The sequence below is a fragment of the Acinetobacter sp. AS23 genome (genome assembly GCF_023612055.1).
Lineage (GTDB): Bacteria > Pseudomonadota > Gammaproteobacteria > Pseudomonadales > Moraxellaceae > Acinetobacter > Acinetobacter oleivorans.
Genome location: NZ_CP082274.1, coordinates 3,495,570 through 3,515,298 on the forward strand (window position 1 = coordinate 3,495,570; position 19,729 = coordinate 3,515,298).

The following is a 19,729-nucleotide window of genomic DNA, read 5'->3' on the forward strand; positions in this document are numbered from 1 at the left end:
TGTATCGCTCAACTCATGGTATTAGCGGGATAAACGGAATTCAGCTTTACCGTTTACCGTATATGGAGACAATGAAATCTGTTCTTGGTTTAAACTTAATGACACCGCAGTTGCATCATCAAGACGAATCTGAAATGGAGACTCGCCGTTTAAGTTTAAAGTTGATGACTGACGGCCTGTCGCCAAAACTTTACCTGTTGCATCAACAATATGAACAGACGTTGGACGGTTAAAGTTTAGCACCAATTGATCACCCACTGTTGAGGTGGCATTTCCTTTCATAGGCAAAACTTCAACACTAGATTGATTTACTTTAGGTAAATCAGCATCTTCTTTCTTAGAAGTCCATTTTTGAATACCCATGACAATCAATGACACAACAGCAATAACCACGATTGCAAGAAGTGCACGCTTCAACCATTTCTTATTACGGTCACTATTAGAACCAGGGAGTTTACCCATGATTTTAATCGGTGAGTTGTTTAAGGCATGGTTTGGTAAAAGCCCGGTATCATTTGCATAAATTTCATCAAAGCGCTGAATAATTGCCGTCGCATCTGTATTTAAATATTTTGCATATGAACGGTAATAGCCCTTGATAAAAGTAGCTTCTGGCAATGACTTGTAATCATCTTGCTCTAAAGCTGTTAGAGTCTTAACCGGCATGTTTAAATCTGAAGAAACTTGCCCTAACTCTTTATTCTGAGCAACTCGAATTTGACGTAAATACTCACCAGGACGTTGAATATTTCCTAAAGCAGAAGTCGGTAAGCTTGAGCCAGTTGGCTGCTGTGAATTAGGATTTATTTCCATACGGCCTCAGTACTATACTGTAATTGCAAATAACGTTGATATTCTGGACTTTCCGGGAATAAAGCACGTAACTGGTTTACTAACACTTGCATTCCCATTTTATCCGCATTGGCTCGAGCCACTCTTACACCAATCCAAAGTGCTCTTGCACCCTGATTTTTCTGCCCCACTGTATGAACATATTGCTCATACATTTGTGTAGCAGCCGGAATCTGCTGCTGCAAATAAAAAATTTCCGCTAACTCTAACATTGAAATATAAGAGTCGCGGTTAGCAAGGAGTGCTTGTTTGAATGTTTTTTCAGCATTCGCAACATCACCCAATTTTAAATAAATACGCCCCAGATTTTCTAACGCCTGATAGCGTTGGTCATAACCCAATGTTGTACCAGCAATACGAAATTGCTCGACCGCATCATTATAGCGTTCCATTTGATACAAGTACGTACCATAGTTATTATGTGCTTGAGCATTATCTGGTTCAGATGAAATTGCTCGTTTAAAGTAATGTTCTGCTTTTTCTAAGTTCGGCTTACTACCTTCTTGCTGTAGTAAAATACCCATCATCATATTTGCCGTTGCATCGCGGCTATCTACACTTAAAGCTTGATCAAGAGCTCGCTTTGCTGAATCCAAGTCACCCGAACGGATATGTTCAGCAGCAAGTTGTGTACGTACTTTTACCGCTTTTTCTGGGTCTTTCTTTTGCACATGCGTTGTCTGGCAACCACTTACCAGAAATGCAACTGCAACCCCCATACATAATACCGTTTTTAACTTTGGAGTACTCAAAGCCTGCCCTCAATTTTATCCCTGTGTACGCAAAATCTCTTGACGCTGTGTGACTTTCTTCTGCCACTGTTCAGCACGGCGAGTTCTATCGGCCACTTGACCGACTAACTGTCCACATGCAGCATCAATATCATCACCACGTGTTTGACGAATCGTACACACAAATCCAGCATCAGACAAAGTTTTTTGGAACGAGATAATTCGATTTCGGCTTGAGCGACCATATGGTGCATGCGGGAACGGGTTAAATGGAATTAAATTAATTTTACTTGGTAGGTTTTTTAATAATTTAATCATTTGCTGTGCATGTTCAGGCTGATCATTTACACCCTCTAACATCACATATTCAATAGTCACATGTTTACGCGTACTTTCATTACCATCTTTGGCAATATAACGCTGACATGCTGCAATCAACTGAGCCAATGGATATTTTTTATTAATTGGCACTAATTCATTACGTAATTCATCGTTTGGTGCATGTAAAGAAATTGCTAAAGCAACATCAATGTCTTTTGCAAGCTGATCAATTTTAGGTACAACACCTGATGTTGATAAAGTCACACGACGCTTAGACATGCCATAAGCAAAGTCATCAAGCATAATCTGCATTGAGCTTAATACGGCATCATAGTTGAGCAATGGTTCACCCATACCCATCATCACGACATTGGTCACTGAACGCTCGCGCTCCGCAACGGGCACTTCTTCCATATAGGAATAGTTTGCCATCCAAAGTTGTCCAATGATTTCATCTGGCGTTAAATCACGTTGGAAACCTTGTTTGCCTGTTGAACAAAATGAGCAGTCTAATGCACAACCGACTTGTGACGAAATACACAAAGTCTTGCGCAAGCCTGTTTTATCTTCGGCAGGAATTAATACAGTTTCAACTAAAGAACCTGCACCATCGCCCACACGAAAAACCCACTTACGTGTACCATCTTTTGAATAATGACGGTGAACCACTTCAGGAGCTTTGATTTCACAAATCTGTTCAAGCTTCGCGCGCAATTTCCCTGAAATATTGGTCATTTCAGCAAAATCAGTAATGAAGTATTGATGTATCCATTTCATGACCTGACCGGCACGAAACTTTTTCTCACCAATATCTTCAAAGAATTTTTCTAATTCAGTACGAGACATGCCGAGTAAATTCACTTTATTTTCGGCAGCAGGAATTACCAGCGTGGACGAAGATTGCTGCTGTCCATCAAGATTTTCAGATGAAACGACCTCTGCAGAACTCATGTGTATTTACCTAAACCATGTCAAAAAACTGAAGATATTGTTCAAGAATCAAACAATATTCTCTTGAGAGAATAAAAAAACCAGATAAGTAGTATACCACTTATCTGGTTTGAATGCTTTCGATTAACGAGTGCGTGGGCAGATCTCGTTGTCAGCAAAGAAGTAAGCAATTTCACGCTCTGCAGAAGCAACTGAGTCAGAACCGTGAGCAGCGTTTTCATCGATGCTTACAGCAAAGTCAGCACGGATAGTGCCAGGAGCTGCTTCTTTAGGGTTTGTAGCACCTAAGATTTCACGGTGTGCAAGAACTGCATTTTCGCCTTCAAGAACAGATACTACAACTGGACCAGAAGTCATGAATGCAACTAAGTCACCAAAGAAACCACGTTCTTTATGCTCAGCATAGAAACCTTCAGCATCAGCTTGAGAAAGGTGTTTCATTTTAGTCGCAACAATTTTTAAACCCGCTTTTTCAAAACGAGCAAAAATATCACCGATGTGGTTTTTAGACACTGCATCAGGTTTTACGATAGACAAAGTACGTTCAATAGCCATGAGTGGCTCCTTTATTTTAAAATTTAAACATTGAAAAATTTGCCGCATTATACCGATGTCATAGGCAATAATCAGCTTTGAATGTGTAAAAGTTGCGATTTTTTCTACTGTTTTTAGCGAACTTCGTCTATCCAGGCCATTTGAATCCCTTCTAGCAATCCTTCTGTCGATTTATTTGGGTCATCATTGAAGTCTGGTAATGCGCATACCCATGCATGTAAATCGGTAAAACGAATCCATTGCGGATCAACTTCTGGATGTGCTTCTGACAATTCAATGGCAATATCAATCGTATCTGTCCAACGTAAGCCCATAGCGGCTCCTATCTGTTTAATCTGCTAAATCACGAACTGTGTACTTTAGCAAATCCACAAACCTAATCGATAGCTTAAGCTGATAAAAATTACCGATACTTATAAGGCGATGTTCAATAGTGGAGCCATAAAGATAATCATACCCGCGACCGCCGCACCAATAAGTGCACCGACAATCACATCACTTGGGTAATGAAGACCAAGCACCATACGAGACAAGGCTACAAGCACCATGAAAGGAAACATCGCCGCAAGCAAAGCGGGCTGGATATAACCCAACACAATTGTCACCATCACGGCATGAAGTGTATGACCCGATGGAAAGCTAAAATGATCAAGTGGTCTCTCACCGAGCACAATCACCTGATGCACTTGATAAGGGCGAGGTCGTGTTGTCTTATGTTTTAAAAATTTATAGATTGCCGTGCCAATAGAACCACCTAATAACAAGTAGATGATTTGCAGGCTATAGGTGATGCCTTGCATCCCCCACACGATTGCCAGCATTAGATACCAAAATGGACCATCACCCACACGACTGATAATTTTAAAGAAAAGGGCAACGCGCTGTGAGTGAGAGAAATTATTAAGATATAAACAGCCTCTTAAATCTAAATCTAGTATTTTTATTTTTGCATTCTTAAATTTCATGGTCATTCTCCTATTTTAGGATACTTAGGTGAAGTCCACCGAGGGCTCCTTCACTACCTGATAAAATGCCTGCTCCAATTGCTGAACCGGAAGTTGCCAACCGCTTTGCTGTACTTTATGACAGGCTTGTACGCCCATTTCTCTAAGTTGTTGTACTGAAGGAAGCTGATAAATTTGTTGTATAAAGTGGCTTTTTTGTCCAAGTGGGCTTAACCAGCCATTCACACCATGGGTTAAATATTGATGTGCACATGCATAATCATACGCGATAACTGGCAAACCGCTTGCCATCGCCTCCAAAACTACGTTACCAAACGTTTCAACTTGACTCGCAAATACGAATACATCTGCACTCGCGTAGGCAGCCGCCAAATCTTGACCTCTCAAACTTCCGGTAAAGATAACACCCTTCGCTTCAGGTAATGACTTTAAACGAGCAAAATCCGGGCCATCGCCCACTATCACTAATTTAGTTTTATGCGGCTGAACAGTTTGTAAGTTGGCATAACTTTCAATGAGTACTTGCACTTCTTTTTCTGGCGACAAACGCCCTACATAAAGCATAACGCGAGTATTCTCATCGGCATCCCATTGTTTTCGTAAATTTTCAGAGCGATGCTTTGGTGAAAATCTCTTTGTGTCTACGCCGCGGCCAACAACAACCAGCGGGCAAGTAATACCAAAACCGCGTAATGCTTCTTGTGTATCTTTACTTGGCACACAAGTCACTTGAGTATTGTTGTGAAACCAGCATAGGTATTTTTGAATCGGTTTAACCAAAAAAGCCAAATCGAAGAATCGACTAAAATCTTGAAATGGCGAATGAAAGCCACTAGAAACCGGAATAGATTTTGCCTTAGCGGCTTGCATGGCAGTTAAACCTAATGGTCCTTCGGTCACAATGTGCACCACATCCGGTACAAACTTTTCAAAAGCTTTCGATACTTTTAGATATTGTGGCCAACCAAACTGCAAAGCCGGATATTTGGGAATAGCCTGTGACATCACCAGACATTCTTGCTCTGGCGTAAAGTCATGGCATTTTGCTTTTTGCTCTGGACGAATCAGTAAAATCTTATGCCCCTGCTTTTGTAAACCTTGGCATAGTTGTAATAATGAAAGTGCCACACCATTAATTTCAGGTGGCCAAGTTTCCGTCACAATCGCAATTTTTAAACGTGGGCGCACCAAATCATGCAATGAATGTGGATTAGATAGCTGCTGCTTTTGTTTAAAAAAGAATTGGAAGCTTTCAGGAAGTTGCTGTTGTTTTAATAGTGCTGTCGCGTATGAGCTTTGCATAGCGCCATCCATCAATGTATTTATTTTCATGCTTAAAGATTAAGCAGTTTTTTTGACATTTTGATGATAAATGCGTGACAGTTTACTGACATGAAAAATAAAAAAAGCACACTGATAACAGCATGCTTTTCTCTTAAGACCTAGTAATACTTAGCGGTTTTGCAATTTTGCATAGTCCATGAGTACATTTGCAGCTTCAGTCACAAAAGTTTCTTCCTCTGGTAATGCAGGGCGTTGAGATGCTTTCATTTTAGCGCGAGATTCAGCTAGAGCATCTAATGAAGCTTGATAGCTTTCCCAGTTTGCAAAAGGCTTTTGACCTGTTGCAGCACGGCGTTCATTTTCTGCATCTAAAGTTTGTTTCTCTAAACCAAGTAATTCAGCACGGCGTTTATCAATATCAAGCACCACTTGTTTCTGATCACTCGTAACTTTAGCAATCGCGGTACGTTTATTTAGATATTTAAACTGGGCATCATTAGCAACACGTTGTTCAGAGAATTGAGATAACTTGGCCACATAAGGTTGCACAGAGCCTTCACGTTTAAATGGTGCTGTAGGAATTGTGTCCCACTTCAACGCATTCTTCGATTTACGTTCACCAAACTCTTCGTTATAGATATCGACGAGTTTAATGTCTGGCACTACACCTTTATTTTGTGTACTACCACCTGTAATACGGTAGAACTTACGCTGAGTTAAAGTCGCTTGACCGTATGCCAAAGTATCAAGTTGAACCTGAGCTGTACCCTTACCAGTCGTTGTGCTACCAATAATAATACCGCGCTCATAGTCTTGGATTGCAGCAGAGTAAATCTCACTTGCAGATGCAGATGCCAAGTTCACCATTACAGCAAGAGGCCCTGTGTAAACTTGCTGACCACCGTCGTTGTCTTCAAAAACACTTACGTTGCCATTGCCATCACGAATTTGAACCACTGGACCTGACTTAATCACTTGACCCAGCATACGTGCAACTTCTTCTAATGAACCACCTGGGTCATTACGCAAGTCGATAATAATACCTTCTACTTTTTTCGCTTTTAACGCTTCAAAAGCATTTGCTGTATCTTCAGAAACTGAACGATATTGTTGACCCGCACGACGTGAACGATAGTCAAAATAGAATGATGGAATTTCAATCACGCCCAACACATGCTTTTTACCATCACGTGTCACTTCAACTGTACGTGAACGAACACCAGCATCTTCTTCTTGAATCACATCACGCACTAAGGTCACATTACGTGCTTGACTCATTGATGCGCCAGCACCAAGAAGTTTTAACGTGACTTTGGTTCCACGCTTACCACGAATGAGTCCAACAATTTCAGAACTTGTCCAACCAACCACATCAATCATTTTCTCGCCTTCTTGGGCGACTCCAACGATTCGATCTCCTGATTTCACTTGGCCAGACTTACTTGCAGGACCACCTTCTACAATGGTTTCAATCTTGGTGTAATCTTCATTTCCACGCTCTGGACGAATCGACACACCAATACCCTCAAGCTGCAAGGTCGTTTGGCGATTCAATTCTATCGCATCGATTGGTGGGTAATAGTTACTGTGTGGATCATAAGTTGCCAACATGGCATTTAATGTTTTATCCAACACATCATCGCTTTTCACACGACTAATTCTTTCAAGCTGACGCGTATAACGTTTAGTTAAAGTCTGAGCTGGTGTTAAATCTTCTGGGCCAGTTAAATCTTGACCATCAGCAAGTGATGGATTTTCTTTAAGCGCTTTTTGTTTCGCCTGCTCTTCTTCACGGCTAATCGTTAAGTTGATTAACTGTGAAACCAACATTTTACGCCAGTGATTTTGTTGCTCAGCCGATGTTTTAAAATACGGTGCTTTTTCACGATCAACTTCAATATAGCTATTTGGCTGTTTTAAATTTTGCTGCTGTTTAAGCTCGGCTAACATGAACTCATAAAATTGTTTTAAGCGTTCACGATATTGCTGATGAATTGCAAATGGTCCAGTCAAATTCCCCGCTTTTAAAGAAGCACCAAAATTTGAACCATATAGTTTTTTATAATTTTGAACTTCAGCGTCTAAAAATAGTGAGTGATCCGGATCAAGACTATCTAAATACATATCGAGAATACGATTTGATGTCGTCGCATCCAGACGCATATTCAAATAATGTTGGCGATCAACTAAAGTTGCCAGTTGGCGAGCCACCAAAGCCTGTTCTTGCGTTGGCTGGATCGATTGAGAAACCACAGCAGTATTGGTTGCTGCTCTCGCTTCATTCATCGTATGAGTGAAGAATAAACCGCCAGTCGCGATCGCTACTGCACAAGCTATAGTTTGAAGTTTCATAAATTTTTAATACTTCCTTGGGTGTTCCTATCTTACACGCTCTGTTTTCGATATGAACTAAGCAGATTCAAAATCTTAACCAACTAAATTGTTTATACCGTGTAGTTTTATCATATTCTGTACTGACAAAATGTAGCAAAACATTGCAAAATTCGCTTATTGTTTTTCAATCAAAATTCAAATGGAACCAATATGATTGGCGCATTGATGCTGGACATCGCCGGCACAGAACTTACTCAAGAAGATATTGAACTATTACGCGCTCCGCAAGTCGGTGGCATGATTTTATTTGCACGAAATATTGAATCTCCACAACAAGTCCGTGCATTAACGGACCATATGCGTCAAATTCGTCCAGATATTTTAATTGCTGTCGACCAAGAAGGTGGTCGAGTTCAGCGCCTAAGATCAGGTTTTACCTTATTACCGGCCATGGGTCGTTTCGGTGAGCTCTATATTACTCAACCTCAAAAAGCACTTGAACTAGCTGAACAGTGCGGTTGGCTCATGGCAACTGAAGTCTTGGCTGTAGGTATCGATTTTAGTTTTGCACCCGTTTTAGACCTTAATGCAATTAGTGATGTGATCGGTGACCGTGGTTTCTCTAGAAATATTGAGGATATCGCACCGCTTGCTGGCGCGTTTATGCAAGGCATGAAAAAAGCTGGAATGGCAAACACGGGCAAACACTTCCCGGGCCACGGTTCAGTAAAAGCAGACTCTCATGTCGCAGCCGCAATTGACAGCCGCAGCTATGACGAAATTTACAACCATGACATGCAAAGCTTCATTAAGCTTATGCCTCAGCTTGATGCGCTCATGCCTGCACATGTGATTTATGATCAGATCGATCCAAATCCAGCAGGTTTTTCACCGTTCTGGATTCAAGAAGTTCTACGCAACCGTTTGAAGTTTGATGGTGTACTTTTCTCTGATGACTTAAGCATGCAAGCTGCATGTGTAGCAGGTGGCGCAGATGCACGTATTCAAGCTGCTTTAACCGCGGGTTGTGATATGGGGCTCGTGTGTAATGACCGTAGTGCGGCATGTACAGCACTTGAAGGTATTGCAAACCTAGAGCTACCAAATCAAGAACGCCTTGAACGCATGCGTGGTCAAATTCCACAAATTCAGATTGGTGAAATCTTATCGCTTGGCGACGAGTGGCAAGCTGTCAAAACAACCATTGAAGAGTTTAAAAATTCGATCTAAATTGAGTTAAACGTATATTTGACTGATGGTCTCGATCATCAGTCAAACCACACAAAAACAATAAATCGAGCTCAGGACGAATGACACAACAACTTTCAAAACACCGCCATATCTCTTTTACAGCCCACTATACAGGCTATATCTGGTATCAAATGGGGATCTCTCATGAAGCACTTGCCACTACCAAAGGCAAATCACTAGCATATTTGGTTCATCCGATAGAGTCTTGGGCTGAGAAATATGTGGGCGGTAGCATGCGCACGACGCTCAAACAGCGCCACACCATGCTTGATCATCACTTAGAACAACTCATTCAAGAAAGTCCTGATTTACAAGTTCTAGAAATAGCATGTGGCCTGTCTCCACGTGGCTGGTGGTTTAGACAACATTACCCTTCGATTACCTATCGGGAGCTTGATTTACCCGATATGGCACAAACCAAACAAAATGCGTTACAGCAAATTGAAAACAATGCACCTGAAGTTTTATCAGTTGATTTATTTACAGAAGCTTTTGCACAAGCATTTGAAGTATTTGACTCGAACCGCCCGCTAGTTGTGATTAGTGAAGGTTTAATTAATTATTTTGATAAAAATTTATTAAAACAGCTGATTCAATCAATTGCTCACTATGGTTCGTCTTTTAAAAATTTTCATTATTTAACTGACCTCTACCCTGAACCATTTAAAAACAAACTTGCCAGTATTATCTGGAATAGCAGTAAATTATTGAAATTAATGTCTCGAAGCTCGTTTAGTTTTCACTTCAAAAGCCCCAAAGAAGTTGAAGACTTTTTTAAAGATACAGAGTTCGATCAAGTTAGCGTGGAACAACCACAAATTTTCTTTGGACAAGCTTCTCAAGATAGTCATGAGCAACATTTAGGTGACTTGGTCTGGACCATTCACGCACAAATAAAATAACAAATAAAAAATGGAAGCTCGGAATAAATGAGCTTCCATCTCTAACTATATTATTAAGCTGCTTGTTTTTGACGAGTAATAAAACGGCTTAAACGATCAGCAAGTTCGAAACTACCATGTTTAAATAAAGCTCGAATGCCTTGCTCTGTACTCTCAAAAATTAAGCACTCAATTGCAAAGCTACCTTCCTCATCTTCTAAATGTAGTGCCAAATCACGTGGATGATCATTCACAAAATCAAGCTGCGAAAAATCATGCATTTTTAAATACATACCGAAGAAAGTGACATCAACGATCGTTACAGGTACCTCTACATCAGACTCTCGGTGAGTAAGTTGGGTTTTTGGTTGCAAAACCCGAACTCGCTCTTCACCACGGCGCTCCATGTTTTGCATTTGTTCACGTGTCATAGGAATAATGCCATCCAGATTTTGGATAGATTCCCCTTTCAAAAATGAAGTGAACAAACTCATGGTTTCTTTACGGCGCTGCAATTGAGGTACATGATCTGCGTTTGCAATAAGTGCAAATTCCATATCTGGGCATTGCAAAGCAAAGTTTGCATTTTCATGAGGCAGAGTAAAACTATCGTACTGCCCTGCTGCAACTAGCGTTTTACACTCTGGAATGGGTACATCAGTTAACCGTAAAAGACGATTACAGTTAATTTCGTAACGTTCTCTCTCTGTACCCGTAAACTCAGCCATTTGCCTAAAAAATAATTTTTTGGCTGTTGGTGACATGCGGGTTTTATCTAATTTTGCATGATTAACTAAATATAAAATTACAGCTTGCCCAAACTCTTCCATGCGGTTTTCTTGCATGAGCTTGAGCGACTCTTCCAAAATCATTCGCCAACTTTTTCGGGTCTTTTGCATAACGCCCATCAAAATCATGCGATCCATTAATTCTGGACGGTGATAAGCAAAGCAAGAAGCAATCACTGACCCCAAAGACATTCCCATCACAGAAACTTTTTGTAGTCCCACAATATCTAACCAGCGTCCTAACATTTTAGACAAATCAGGTAGCTCTAAAGTACCTGCTGATACTCCTGTGTCCCGATTGGTAATTTGCTGATTTGCGCCCATAGAAGGTAAATCAATTAATATGACCGGACCACTTTCAAACAATTGTTCAACACAATATTTATAAGAATTAAAATTCTGGAAAGCTCCGCCCACAATCACAATTGGCGTATTGTGAATCGTTTTTGGGTCGGCAATCGCCATATATTCAATTTTCCAGCCGTCAATCCATGTGGTACGAGCAGGTTGTTTAAAACTATCTCTATGGTAGATATCGAAAAAGCCAAAACCGGCATAAGCTTGGTTGATCTCCGAATCCATTTGAATAATGGAATTCATATCCTTGCTTCCTCCTTGCTGTAATTTTTTTATGCTGCAAGAGTTCCTTCTTGAACACGTAATCTTTTATGCACAAAACTTTAAAATTTGTATTAGTTTGTATTGCACAATAACATTCTAAACAATTGTGTGAAATATACGCAATCGCTCAAATGACCGCTCATCTTGTTTAAGTCGCTAATAGTTTGCAAAATATTTAAATGTTTTTTTATGGCGGTCACATTTTTCAAAAAAAGCCATTCATTGTTCCGCATTTGACTGCTACTATCTTACTCATTGGTAAATGATTAAAAAATGCTATGCAAGATTCAATTGAACAATATATGCAAACAGTTGGGCAACAAGCACGTCAGGCCTCTCGTGTCCTTACAAGTGCTTCAACCTCACTAAAAAACCATGCACTCTCTGCTATTTATACTGCTTTAGAAAATAATCAGGCAGCAATTTTGGCAGCGAATCAAATCGACATGGATAAAGGTCGTAGCAATCAGCTCGACAGCGCATTGCTTGATCGTCTTGAACTTACGCCCGCACGTTTTAAAGGAATGTTGCAAGGTCTAAAAGATGTGATTGCACTTGTCGATCCAATTGGGGAAATTACGGATCTTGCATATCGCCCCACAGGCATTCAAATTGGTAAAATGCGTGTGCCTTTAGGTGTTGTTGGGATGATTTACGAATCACGTCCAAACGTAACCCTTGAAGCTGCATCTTTAGCCATTAAATCGGGCAACGCCATTATTTTACGTGGTGGTTCAGAAGCACTCGAGTCAAATAAAGCAATTGCTGAAGCGATTAAGCATGGCTTAAAAGTTGCTGGCTTACCTGAAGATTCAGTTCAAGTGATTAACACTTCTGACCGCGCGGCTGTTGGTCATCTTATTACCATGGCGGAATATGTAGATGTAATCGTTCCCCGTGGTGGCAAAAGCTTAATTGAACGTGTCACCAACGAAGCGCGTATTCCGGTCATTAAGCATCTTGATGGTAACTGCCATGTATTTGTTGAAGCACAAGCAGATTTGCAAAAAGCTTTACCGATTACATTAAATGCCAAAACACATCGTTATGGCGTTTGTAATGCGATGGAAACTCTGCTGGTTGATGAAAAAATTGCAGATGTTTTCTTACCACGCATTGCTGAACTGTATGCTGAAAAACAAGTTGAGCTACGTGGCTGTCCAGAAACACGCCGTATTTTAGGTGCCTCTGTAAAACCAGCGACAGAAGAAGATTGGTATACCGAATATCTAGGGCCAATTCTTGCAGTTAAGGTAGTAAGTGGCATTGATGAAGCAATTGACCATATCAACAAATATGGTTCACATCACACCGATGCAATCGTGACTGAAAACTACACGTTGGCTCGTCAGTTCTTGGCTCGCGTAGATTCAAGCTCAGTTGTAATCAATGCATCAACTCGTTTTGCTGATGGCTTTGAATATGGCTTAGGCGCAGAAATTGGTATTTCTACAGATAAAATTCATGCCCGCGGTCCAGTTGGTTTAGAAGGCTTAACTTCTCAGAAATGGATTGTGTTGGGTGACGGTCAAATTCGCCAATAACCGATTTAACACTTCAAAAAAAACGCCTGATCAATATCAGGCGTTTTTTATCATTTAAACTTTTCTATGATTATTCTTGGCAGACATCACTAACTACACCAAGTTGTTGCATGACTTGCGCAACAATCTGTTCAGGTGTCAAAGCAATATCAATCGTTATTGCTTCATGAAGATCCGGTTCTTCTAATGTATCTAGCTGAGTTTGTAACAATGATGGATCAAAGAAATGACCTGATCGTGCTGCAAGTCTTTCTTGTAATAATTCATAAGAGCCTTTGAGGTACACAAACTTAATATTTTGATCTTGCCCCCTCAAAATATCGCGATACATGCGCTTTAAAGATGAGCATGTAAATACAGCTGTTTCACCATCTCTTTGTTTGGTTTCAATCACCTGACGAATCGCCTGTAACCATGGCAGACGATCATCATCAGTTAAAGGAATTCCTTGGCTCATCTTACTTTTATTTGCAGCCGAATGAAGCGTATCACCGTCGAGAAATTCACAAGCCAAACGCTCTGATAATAATTCACCAATCAGGGTTTTACCTGTTCCACAGACACCCATTGCAATCACAATCATGGATTACTCACCTTTAATTATAAAATAGTGCTAAGCAGTAGCGTGAAAGATAAACCCAACACTGAAATGATCGTTTCCAATACCGACCAAGTCTTGAGTGTCTGCCCTACTGTCATACCAAAATATTCTTTGATTAGCCAAAATCCTGCGTCATTTACATGTGAGAACACCAATGAACCTGAACCCGTCGCAAGGACTAAAAGTTCCGGTCTAACAGCAACGCCAGCCGTAGCTGCAATTGGAGCAACAATGCTACAAGCGGTAGCCATAGCCACCGTTGCAGAACCTGTTGCCAAACGAATTAATGCTGCAACAAACCAGCCCAACAATAACGGCGATAAATTTGCCTTCAAAGCTGTAGATACAATCTCATCAGAAATACCGGTGTCACGTAAAATGCCACCAAAACCGCCACCTGCACCTACAATCAACATAATCCCGGCAATAGAAGCTAAACACCCGCCACAGAATTTTTCAATTTGTTCACGGTTAAAGCCCTGCATCGTACCAAAGGTAATAAAACTGACCAGTACAGCAATAAGCAACGCGATATCAGAAGTACCAATGAAACGTAGTACATCATTTGCGAAAGTTTTTGGTGCAAAGAACAGATCAGCCCAACTTCCGATTAACATGAGTACGACAGGCAACATAATCGTAAATAAGGTAATCCCAAAGCTTGGTAACTCACGGGTCTTAGTCGTATCTGCATCAACAAACTGCTTTGCTAACGGGTTATTTTCAGGCAATTTGACGTATTTATTAATCCAGAGTGCATACAAAGGCCCAGCCACAATAGCTGTTGGAACACCCACGATTAAACTGTAAGCAATCGTTTTACCAATATCAGCATGATATGCCTGCACTGCCAGCAAAGCTGCTGGATGTGGCGGAATTAAACCATGCACAACCGACAAACCAGCAACCATCGGCAAACCAACAACCAGTAAGGACTTGCCTGTCCGTTTCGCAATGTTAAATGCAATTGGAATGAGTAGAACAAAACCGACTTCGAAAAATACGGGAAGACCAACAATAAGGGCAATAAACATCATGGCCCAGTGAATATTTTTCTCACCAAACCATTTAATTAAAGTAATTGCTATTCGCTCAGCACCACCCGACTCGGCCATCATTTTGCCGAGCATCGTTCCGAGCGCGATTACAATCGCAAGGTGGCCTAAGGTTTTTCCAGTACCAGCTTCATATGATTTAACAATATCGCCCATTGGCATGCCAACAGCTAAAGCTAAACCGAGTGAAACAATGATAAGAACTAAAAAGGGATAAATTCTGAACTTCGCGATCATAACAACCAATGCAATAATCGCGATTACAGTGTAGATAAGCAACATGCCACCCTGAACGGTCTCCATGTGATACTTCTCCTTGGAATAATGCTATTTAGGCACACTGCCCAAACAAAGGTCTTCAACCACAGTAATTCCTACTGTTAAGACACTAAATTTTTATATTTAGGTGTGACCAGCACAAACTGGCCACCTCAATACAGCCTTAAAGCACATAGAATGCACTTCATTTTTTATAAATATTGACTACATTTACAGTGCTCTCAACTGACTCGCAATTTGCGCTAAGCGAGTAATTTCAGCCCAATCTTGTGCAGCTACAGCAGCTTTAGGCGTTAACCATGAACCACCTACACACACTACGTTTGGTTGCTTTAAGAAATCTGGCGCTGACTCTGCCGTAATTCCGCCAGTCGGGCAAAAACGTAAGTTTGGAAATGGACCATAAAATGCTTTTAGCATCTCAACTCCACCTGCTTGTTGAGCTGGAAAGAACTTCACAATCTCATAACCTAACTCAATCGCCTGAATCAGATCACTTGGTGTCATCACACCCGGTAATAAAGGTAAGCCAGCATCTTGTGCAGCCAAATGCAGATCTTTGGTCAAACCAGGAGAAACACCAAATTGAGCGCCTGCTTTTTTAGCTTGAGCACAATGTTCTGGCTTGGTAATCGTTCCCACACCTACCACAATGTCATCTGCCAATTGGCTAGCACGCTCAATAGCAGCAAGACCCGCAGCGGTACGCAACGTAATTTCAAGGACTTTTACACCACCAGCATGTAAAGCACGTGATACATCTTCACCTTGCTCAGCAGAATCAAATGCCAATACTGGAATGACTGGGCCTAATTTGACGATATCTTCAATTTTAATCATTATTTTTCAGTTCCTTTGACTCAAATCTGCTCTGGTGAAGTTTCACCAACTAATGCACCAAATACAGATGCTCCATGTTCAGCTGGTGCAGCAGCAGCACGGAAAACACCAAATAATTCACGGCCAAAACCAACTTCGTTTTCTGCCTGATGTTCTGGCTGTGCAACAGGACGCGACTGCCAAGTCTGTTCATCTATTTCGACATCGAGTACGCCGGCCTCAGCATCAATAATCAACATATCGCCTGTTTGAACTTTAGCAATCGGCCCATTTAGCAAGGCTTCTGGAGATAAATGAATCACCGCAGGAACTTTGCCTGAAGCACCAGACATACGTCCATCAGTAACTAAAGCAACGTGGAAACCTTGATCTTGTAAAACACCCAACACAGGCGTTAAGCGATGCAATTCAGGCATACCGTTGGCACGCGCACCTTGGAAACGAACGACTGCAATAAAATCTCGGTGTAACTCACCACGATCAAATGCTGCTTGTACTGCTTCTTGAGAATCAAACACGATTGCCGGAGCTTTAACTTTACGGTGCTCTGGCGCAACAGCAGAAATCTTGATAACACCACGACCAAGGCGACCTTGCATTAAGCGCAAGCCGCCATCTGGTTGAAACGGCTCGTCAATGCTACGTAGAACTTTGTCATCAAGGCTTTGAACCACACCATCAACCCAAGTGAGCTTGCCATCAATCAGTTTTGGTTCTTTTGTGTAATGTTGCAAACCTTTACCAGCCACTGTCGTTACATCGTTATGCAACAAGCCAGCTTCCAGTAAGTTACGAATGAGGAAAGCAACCCCACCCGCAGCTTGGAAATGGTTTACATCGGCCTTACCATTTGGATAGATTTTTGCGAGCAATGGAACAACAGCTGACAATTCATCGAAGTCATCCCAGTCAATCAAGATGCCAGCGGCACGAGCAATCGCAATTAAATGCAAAGTATGGTTGGTTGAACCACCTGTAGCGAGTAACGCCACGATGCCGTTTATAATTGCTTTTTCATCGACAACATGACCAATCGGCGTGTAGTTTCCACGCTCAACTGTTAAATCAAGTACACGAATCGCAGCTTCTGCGGTAAGTGCATCACGTAATGGTGTGTGAGGATGAACAAATGCAGCGCTTGGCAAATGTAAGCCCATGACTTCCATCAGCATCTGGTTACTGTTGGCTGTACCGTAAAAAGTACAAGTCCCTTGTCCGTGATAAGCAGCTGACTCAGCTTCTAGCAAAGCATCTCGACCAACTTGACCCGTTGCAAATTGCTGGCGAATTTTAGCTTTCTCATCGTTAGATAGCCCACTCGTCATTGGGCCAGCTGGCACAAAAATAGTAGGTAAATAGCCGAACTGCAAAGCCCCAATGAGCAAGCCCGGCACGATCTTGTCGCAAACACCTAGACACAAAGCTGCGTCAAACATGTTATGAGACAATGCGATCGCTGTGCTCATCGCAATGGTTTCACGAGAGAACAATGAGAGTTCCATACCAGCATTACCTTGGGTAATACCGTCACACATTGCAGGAACACCACCTGCAAACTGTGCCACGCCACCATTTTCACGAGCGGCTGTTTTAATTAAATCTGGAAATGTTTTATAAGGTGCATGAGCCGACAACATTTCGTTATATGACGACACAATGCCAATATTTGGTTCACGACCTACTTTAATAATTAATTTTTCATTGTCATCCATGCTGGCAAAACCATGAGCCAGATTGGCACATGAAAGTGCCCCACGAGCAGGAAATTTGCCTTGTGCATGTTCAATACGTTGTAAATATGCAGAACGAGTTTTTTGACTACGGGCGATTACACGCTCGGTCACTTTTGCCAATATTGGATTCGGCAAGTCCATGCTGGACGCTCCTGTACAACCGGATAAGCCGGAAAAGAAAAATAGACCAAATGATATATTTTTTATGATCATTTGAAAAAAGGATGAACAATATTATTCAGGCAAAAAGCGACATGCAACCCCAGCCAATGCTGCTGTAATGGCCTCAGTACAAGCTTTAAAGACATAGCGAGTTTATATTTTAGACAAAAAACTTATTTAATATTTAGGTATATTTACAGCTAAACCAAATCTCAAAAATATGGTAAATTTATTGTAAATCAACATAATAAAATATATTTAACAATATATAAATGATGAGCTTTTCATTCTAATTTTTAGTACTTATAAATCCATATTAGGTTCTTTTTTCACGCCCTTAATACCATCAAAACTTAATTTCAATTACGTATATTATTTGTAATATATGCTTAAAATTTAACTTAAAGAACCAGCTCACTTATTCAATAAAGGTTTGGTTTCTACCATTTAAAATTCATCCTTCGTTCGGGTTTATTTTTTCATAAATATATACAAAAAACTCGTTTCTAAGCATATAAAAAAACAAGGAATACAGTGGTTAAGCTTTATACTGGACAAATATTAGTTACAAATAATTTGATGGTCGATAGTGCTTAAGTCTAATGGGCTAAAGTCTATCTTGGACAGAAAAACAACACATGTTAAAACATGACAACCCGTTCAATCTGTATGAAAAAAATAATACATCTTGAACAGGAAGTTAGGAAAACTATTTTAAATCAGGACTTGGGTATTTCAACGTGGCTATATCAGTATTAGTTATCAATTGCGGCTCTTCATCTATTAAATACGCACTGGTTTCAGAGCGTCGAGAAGACCGTATTTACGGTTTAGCAGAAAACTTGGGGGCAGCTGACGCTCGTATTAAGGGAGTTACAGTTGGTGGTGAACCACTTGAACTTTCAATTCCTTATGCTGACCATGCCAAAGCTTTAGAAACTTTACTTGCACGTCTTGCCAACTACAAACCGCAAGCCATCGGACATCGTGTTGTACACGGTGGTAGTTTAACCAAAGCAGAATTACTCACTCCTGAAATTATTGAACGTATTCGTGCAGCAACGCCTTTGGCTCCGCTTCATAACCCAGCACATTTAATTGGTATTGATGCAACCGTACGCCTATTTCCTGAATTACCTCAAGTTGCCGTATTTGATACTGCATTCCATCAGACCATGCCACCGCATGCATACCGTTATGCAATTCCTAAGTTTTTATATACTGACCACAATGTCCGCCGTTATGGCTTCCATGGTACAAGCCACGCCTATGTGTCTGACAAAGCAAGTGAGCTCGCAGGCAACCTGAAAAAAGGTGGATGGTTAACAGCGCATCTAGGAAACGGCAGTTCAACTTGCGCAGTATGGAATGGACAAAGTGTTGACACCTCTATGGGCCTTACTCCACTTGAAGGTGTGGTGATGGGAACACGTAGTGGTGACGTCGACCCAAGCTTACATAGCTTCCTTGCGAAAAACCTCGGTTGGGATTTAGCAAAAATTGATAAAGTTTTAAATAACGAAAGTGGCTTACTAGGCTTATCTCAACTGTCTAATGACATGCGTACAGTGATTGAAGCTGCTGAAAATGGCAATGAAGATGCTTGTCTTGCTATTGAAGTGTTTAGCTATCGCCTAGCAAAATCACTTGCTGCATTAAGCTGTGGCTTACCAACTTTAGACGGCTTAATTTTCACAGGTGGTATTGGTGAAAACTCAGCTTATATTCGTGAAAAAACCTTAGCTTATCTACCTCATTTTGGTTTGCAGCTTGATAAAGATCAAAACAACAACTTAAAGCGTGGCACTGAAGGCCGAATCGACAATGGAACTGGTCCTCAAATTTGGGTCATTCCAACAGATGAAGAAGGTCGCATTGCCAAAGAAACTCGTCAAGTTGTTGAAGCGGCAGAAAATACAGCATCTGTAGCAAGCCTTGCTTAATTAGAGCTCAGCGAAAACTCGATATTTATTTATAGGTT

The 19,729-nt window shown here is 41.0% G+C and carries 17 protein-coding genes and 1 pseudogene; 5 read left to right on the forward strand and 13 right to left on the reverse strand.

Annotated elements, in window-relative coordinates:
- Positions 1 to 21 precede the first annotated feature (21 nt).
- The 8 genes from K6I41_RS16560 to K6I41_RS16595 all read right to left on the reverse strand — a co-directional run bounded on the left by K6I41_RS16560 (position 22) and on the right by K6I41_RS16595 (position 8,011).
- Complete coding sequence (locus tag K6I41_RS16560; protein WP_005302244.1) at positions 22 to 813, reverse strand: helix-turn-helix domain-containing protein; 792 nt, start codon at positions 811 to 813, stop codon at positions 22 to 24.
- Positions 804 to 1,604 carry a type IV pilus biogenesis/stability protein PilW gene (gene pilW / locus K6I41_RS16565; protein ID WP_250374803.1) on the reverse strand — a complete coding sequence of 267 codons (801 nt, stop codon included), beginning with the start codon at positions 1,602 to 1,604 and terminating at the stop codon, positions 804 to 806. The genes K6I41_RS16560 and pilW overlap by 10 nt, the downstream gene beginning before the upstream one ends.
- A gap of 15 nt (positions 1,605 to 1,619) precedes the next feature.
- Positions 1,620 to 2,855: a dual-specificity RNA methyltransferase RlmN gene (gene rlmN, locus K6I41_RS16570; protein WP_004794719.1), complete on the reverse strand. Its 1,236-nt coding sequence runs from the start codon at positions 2,853 to 2,855 to the stop codon at positions 1,620 to 1,622.
- Positions 2,856 to 2,978: 123 nt separating this feature from the next.
- A complete protein-coding gene (gene ndk, locus K6I41_RS16575; RefSeq protein WP_003654870.1) occupies positions 2,979 to 3,410 on the reverse strand; it encodes a nucleoside-diphosphate kinase in 432 nt (143 codons plus the stop codon).
- A 113-nt stretch (positions 3,411 to 3,523) separates the two neighbouring features.
- Positions 3,524 to 3,724: a Fe-S cluster assembly protein IscX gene (gene iscX, locus K6I41_RS16580; RefSeq protein ID WP_003654869.1), complete on the reverse strand. Its 201-nt coding sequence runs from the start codon at positions 3,722 to 3,724 to the stop codon at positions 3,524 to 3,526.
- A gap of 99 nt (positions 3,725 to 3,823) precedes the next feature.
- Positions 3,824 to 4,375 carry a phosphatase PAP2 family protein gene (locus K6I41_RS16585; RefSeq protein WP_013198979.1) on the reverse strand — a complete coding sequence of 184 codons (552 nt, stop codon included), beginning with the start codon at positions 4,373 to 4,375 and terminating at the stop codon, positions 3,824 to 3,826.
- Between the two features lie 24 nt (positions 4,376 to 4,399).
- Complete coding sequence (locus tag K6I41_RS16590; protein ID WP_250375804.1) at positions 4,400 to 5,689, reverse strand: glycosyltransferase family 4 protein; 1,290 nt, start codon at positions 5,687 to 5,689, stop codon at positions 4,400 to 4,402.
- A gap of 138 nt (positions 5,690 to 5,827) precedes the next feature.
- On the reverse strand, positions 5,828 to 8,011 hold the full coding sequence (locus K6I41_RS16595; protein ID WP_004794726.1) for a carboxy terminal-processing peptidase: 2,184 nt from the start codon (positions 8,009 to 8,011) through the stop codon (positions 5,828 to 5,830).
- A 192-nt stretch (positions 8,012 to 8,203) separates the two neighbouring features.
- On the opposite strand from K6I41_RS16595, the gene nagZ reads away from it, so the two are divergent.
- Together nagZ and K6I41_RS16605 are read left to right on the forward strand one after the other, a co-directional pair.
- On the forward strand, positions 8,204 to 9,223 hold the full coding sequence (gene nagZ / locus K6I41_RS16600; RefSeq protein WP_250374804.1) for a beta-N-acetylhexosaminidase: 1,020 nt from the start codon (positions 8,204 to 8,206) through the stop codon (positions 9,221 to 9,223).
- A gap of 80 nt (positions 9,224 to 9,303) precedes the next feature.
- A complete protein-coding gene (locus K6I41_RS16605; RefSeq protein ID WP_250374805.1) occupies positions 9,304 to 10,146 on the forward strand; it encodes a class I SAM-dependent methyltransferase in 843 nt (280 codons plus the stop codon).
- Positions 10,147 to 10,199: 53 nt separating this feature from the next.
- Here the strand turns inward: K6I41_RS16605 and K6I41_RS16610 are convergent, their stop codons facing one another.
- Positions 10,200 to 11,513, reverse strand: coding sequence for an alpha/beta fold hydrolase (locus K6I41_RS16610; protein WP_250374806.1), 1,314 nt, complete (start codon positions 11,511 to 11,513; stop codon positions 10,200 to 10,202).
- A 299-nt stretch (positions 11,514 to 11,812) separates the two neighbouring features.
- Here K6I41_RS16610 and K6I41_RS16615 point away from each other — a divergent pair, with 299 nt between their 5' ends.
- Positions 11,813 to 13,078, forward strand: a complete 1,266-nt coding sequence (locus K6I41_RS16615; RefSeq protein ID WP_005302218.1) for a glutamate-5-semialdehyde dehydrogenase — start codon at positions 11,813 to 11,815, stop codon at positions 13,076 to 13,078.
- A gap of 70 nt (positions 13,079 to 13,148) precedes the next feature.
- Here K6I41_RS16615 and K6I41_RS16620 read toward each other — a convergent pair whose 3' ends face one another.
- From K6I41_RS16620 to edd, 4 genes are all read right to left on the reverse strand, one after another.
- Positions 13,149 to 13,661: a gluconokinase gene (locus K6I41_RS16620; RefSeq protein ID WP_192455142.1), complete on the reverse strand. Its 513-nt coding sequence runs from the start codon at positions 13,659 to 13,661 to the stop codon at positions 13,149 to 13,151.
- Positions 13,662 to 13,678: 17 nt separating this feature from the next.
- Positions 13,679 to 15,037, reverse strand: a complete 1,359-nt coding sequence (locus K6I41_RS16625; protein WP_004698779.1) for a GntT/GntP/DsdX family permease — start codon at positions 15,035 to 15,037, stop codon at positions 13,679 to 13,681.
- Between the two features lie 186 nt (positions 15,038 to 15,223).
- Positions 15,224 to 15,853, reverse strand: coding sequence for a bifunctional 4-hydroxy-2-oxoglutarate aldolase/2-dehydro-3-deoxy-phosphogluconate aldolase (gene eda / locus K6I41_RS16630; protein WP_005302210.1), 630 nt, complete (start codon positions 15,851 to 15,853; stop codon positions 15,224 to 15,226).
- 20 nt (positions 15,854 to 15,873) lie between these two features.
- Entirely contained in the window at positions 15,874 to 17,727 is a 1,854-nt protein-coding gene (edd, locus tag K6I41_RS16635; protein ID WP_005302207.1) for a phosphogluconate dehydratase, read from the reverse strand.
- Positions 17,728 to 18,386: 659 nt separating this feature from the next.
- Here edd and K6I41_RS16640 point away from each other — a divergent pair.
- Positions 18,387 to 18,507: pseudogene (locus K6I41_RS16640) on the forward strand (hypothetical protein).
- Complete coding sequence (locus K6I41_RS16645) at positions 18,489 to 19,691, forward strand: acetate/propionate family kinase (protein ID WP_191900508.1); 1,203 nt, start codon at positions 18,489 to 18,491, stop codon at positions 19,689 to 19,691. Before K6I41_RS16640 ends, K6I41_RS16645 begins: the two are co-directional and overlap by 19 nt.
- Positions 19,692 to 19,729 lie beyond the last annotated feature (38 nt).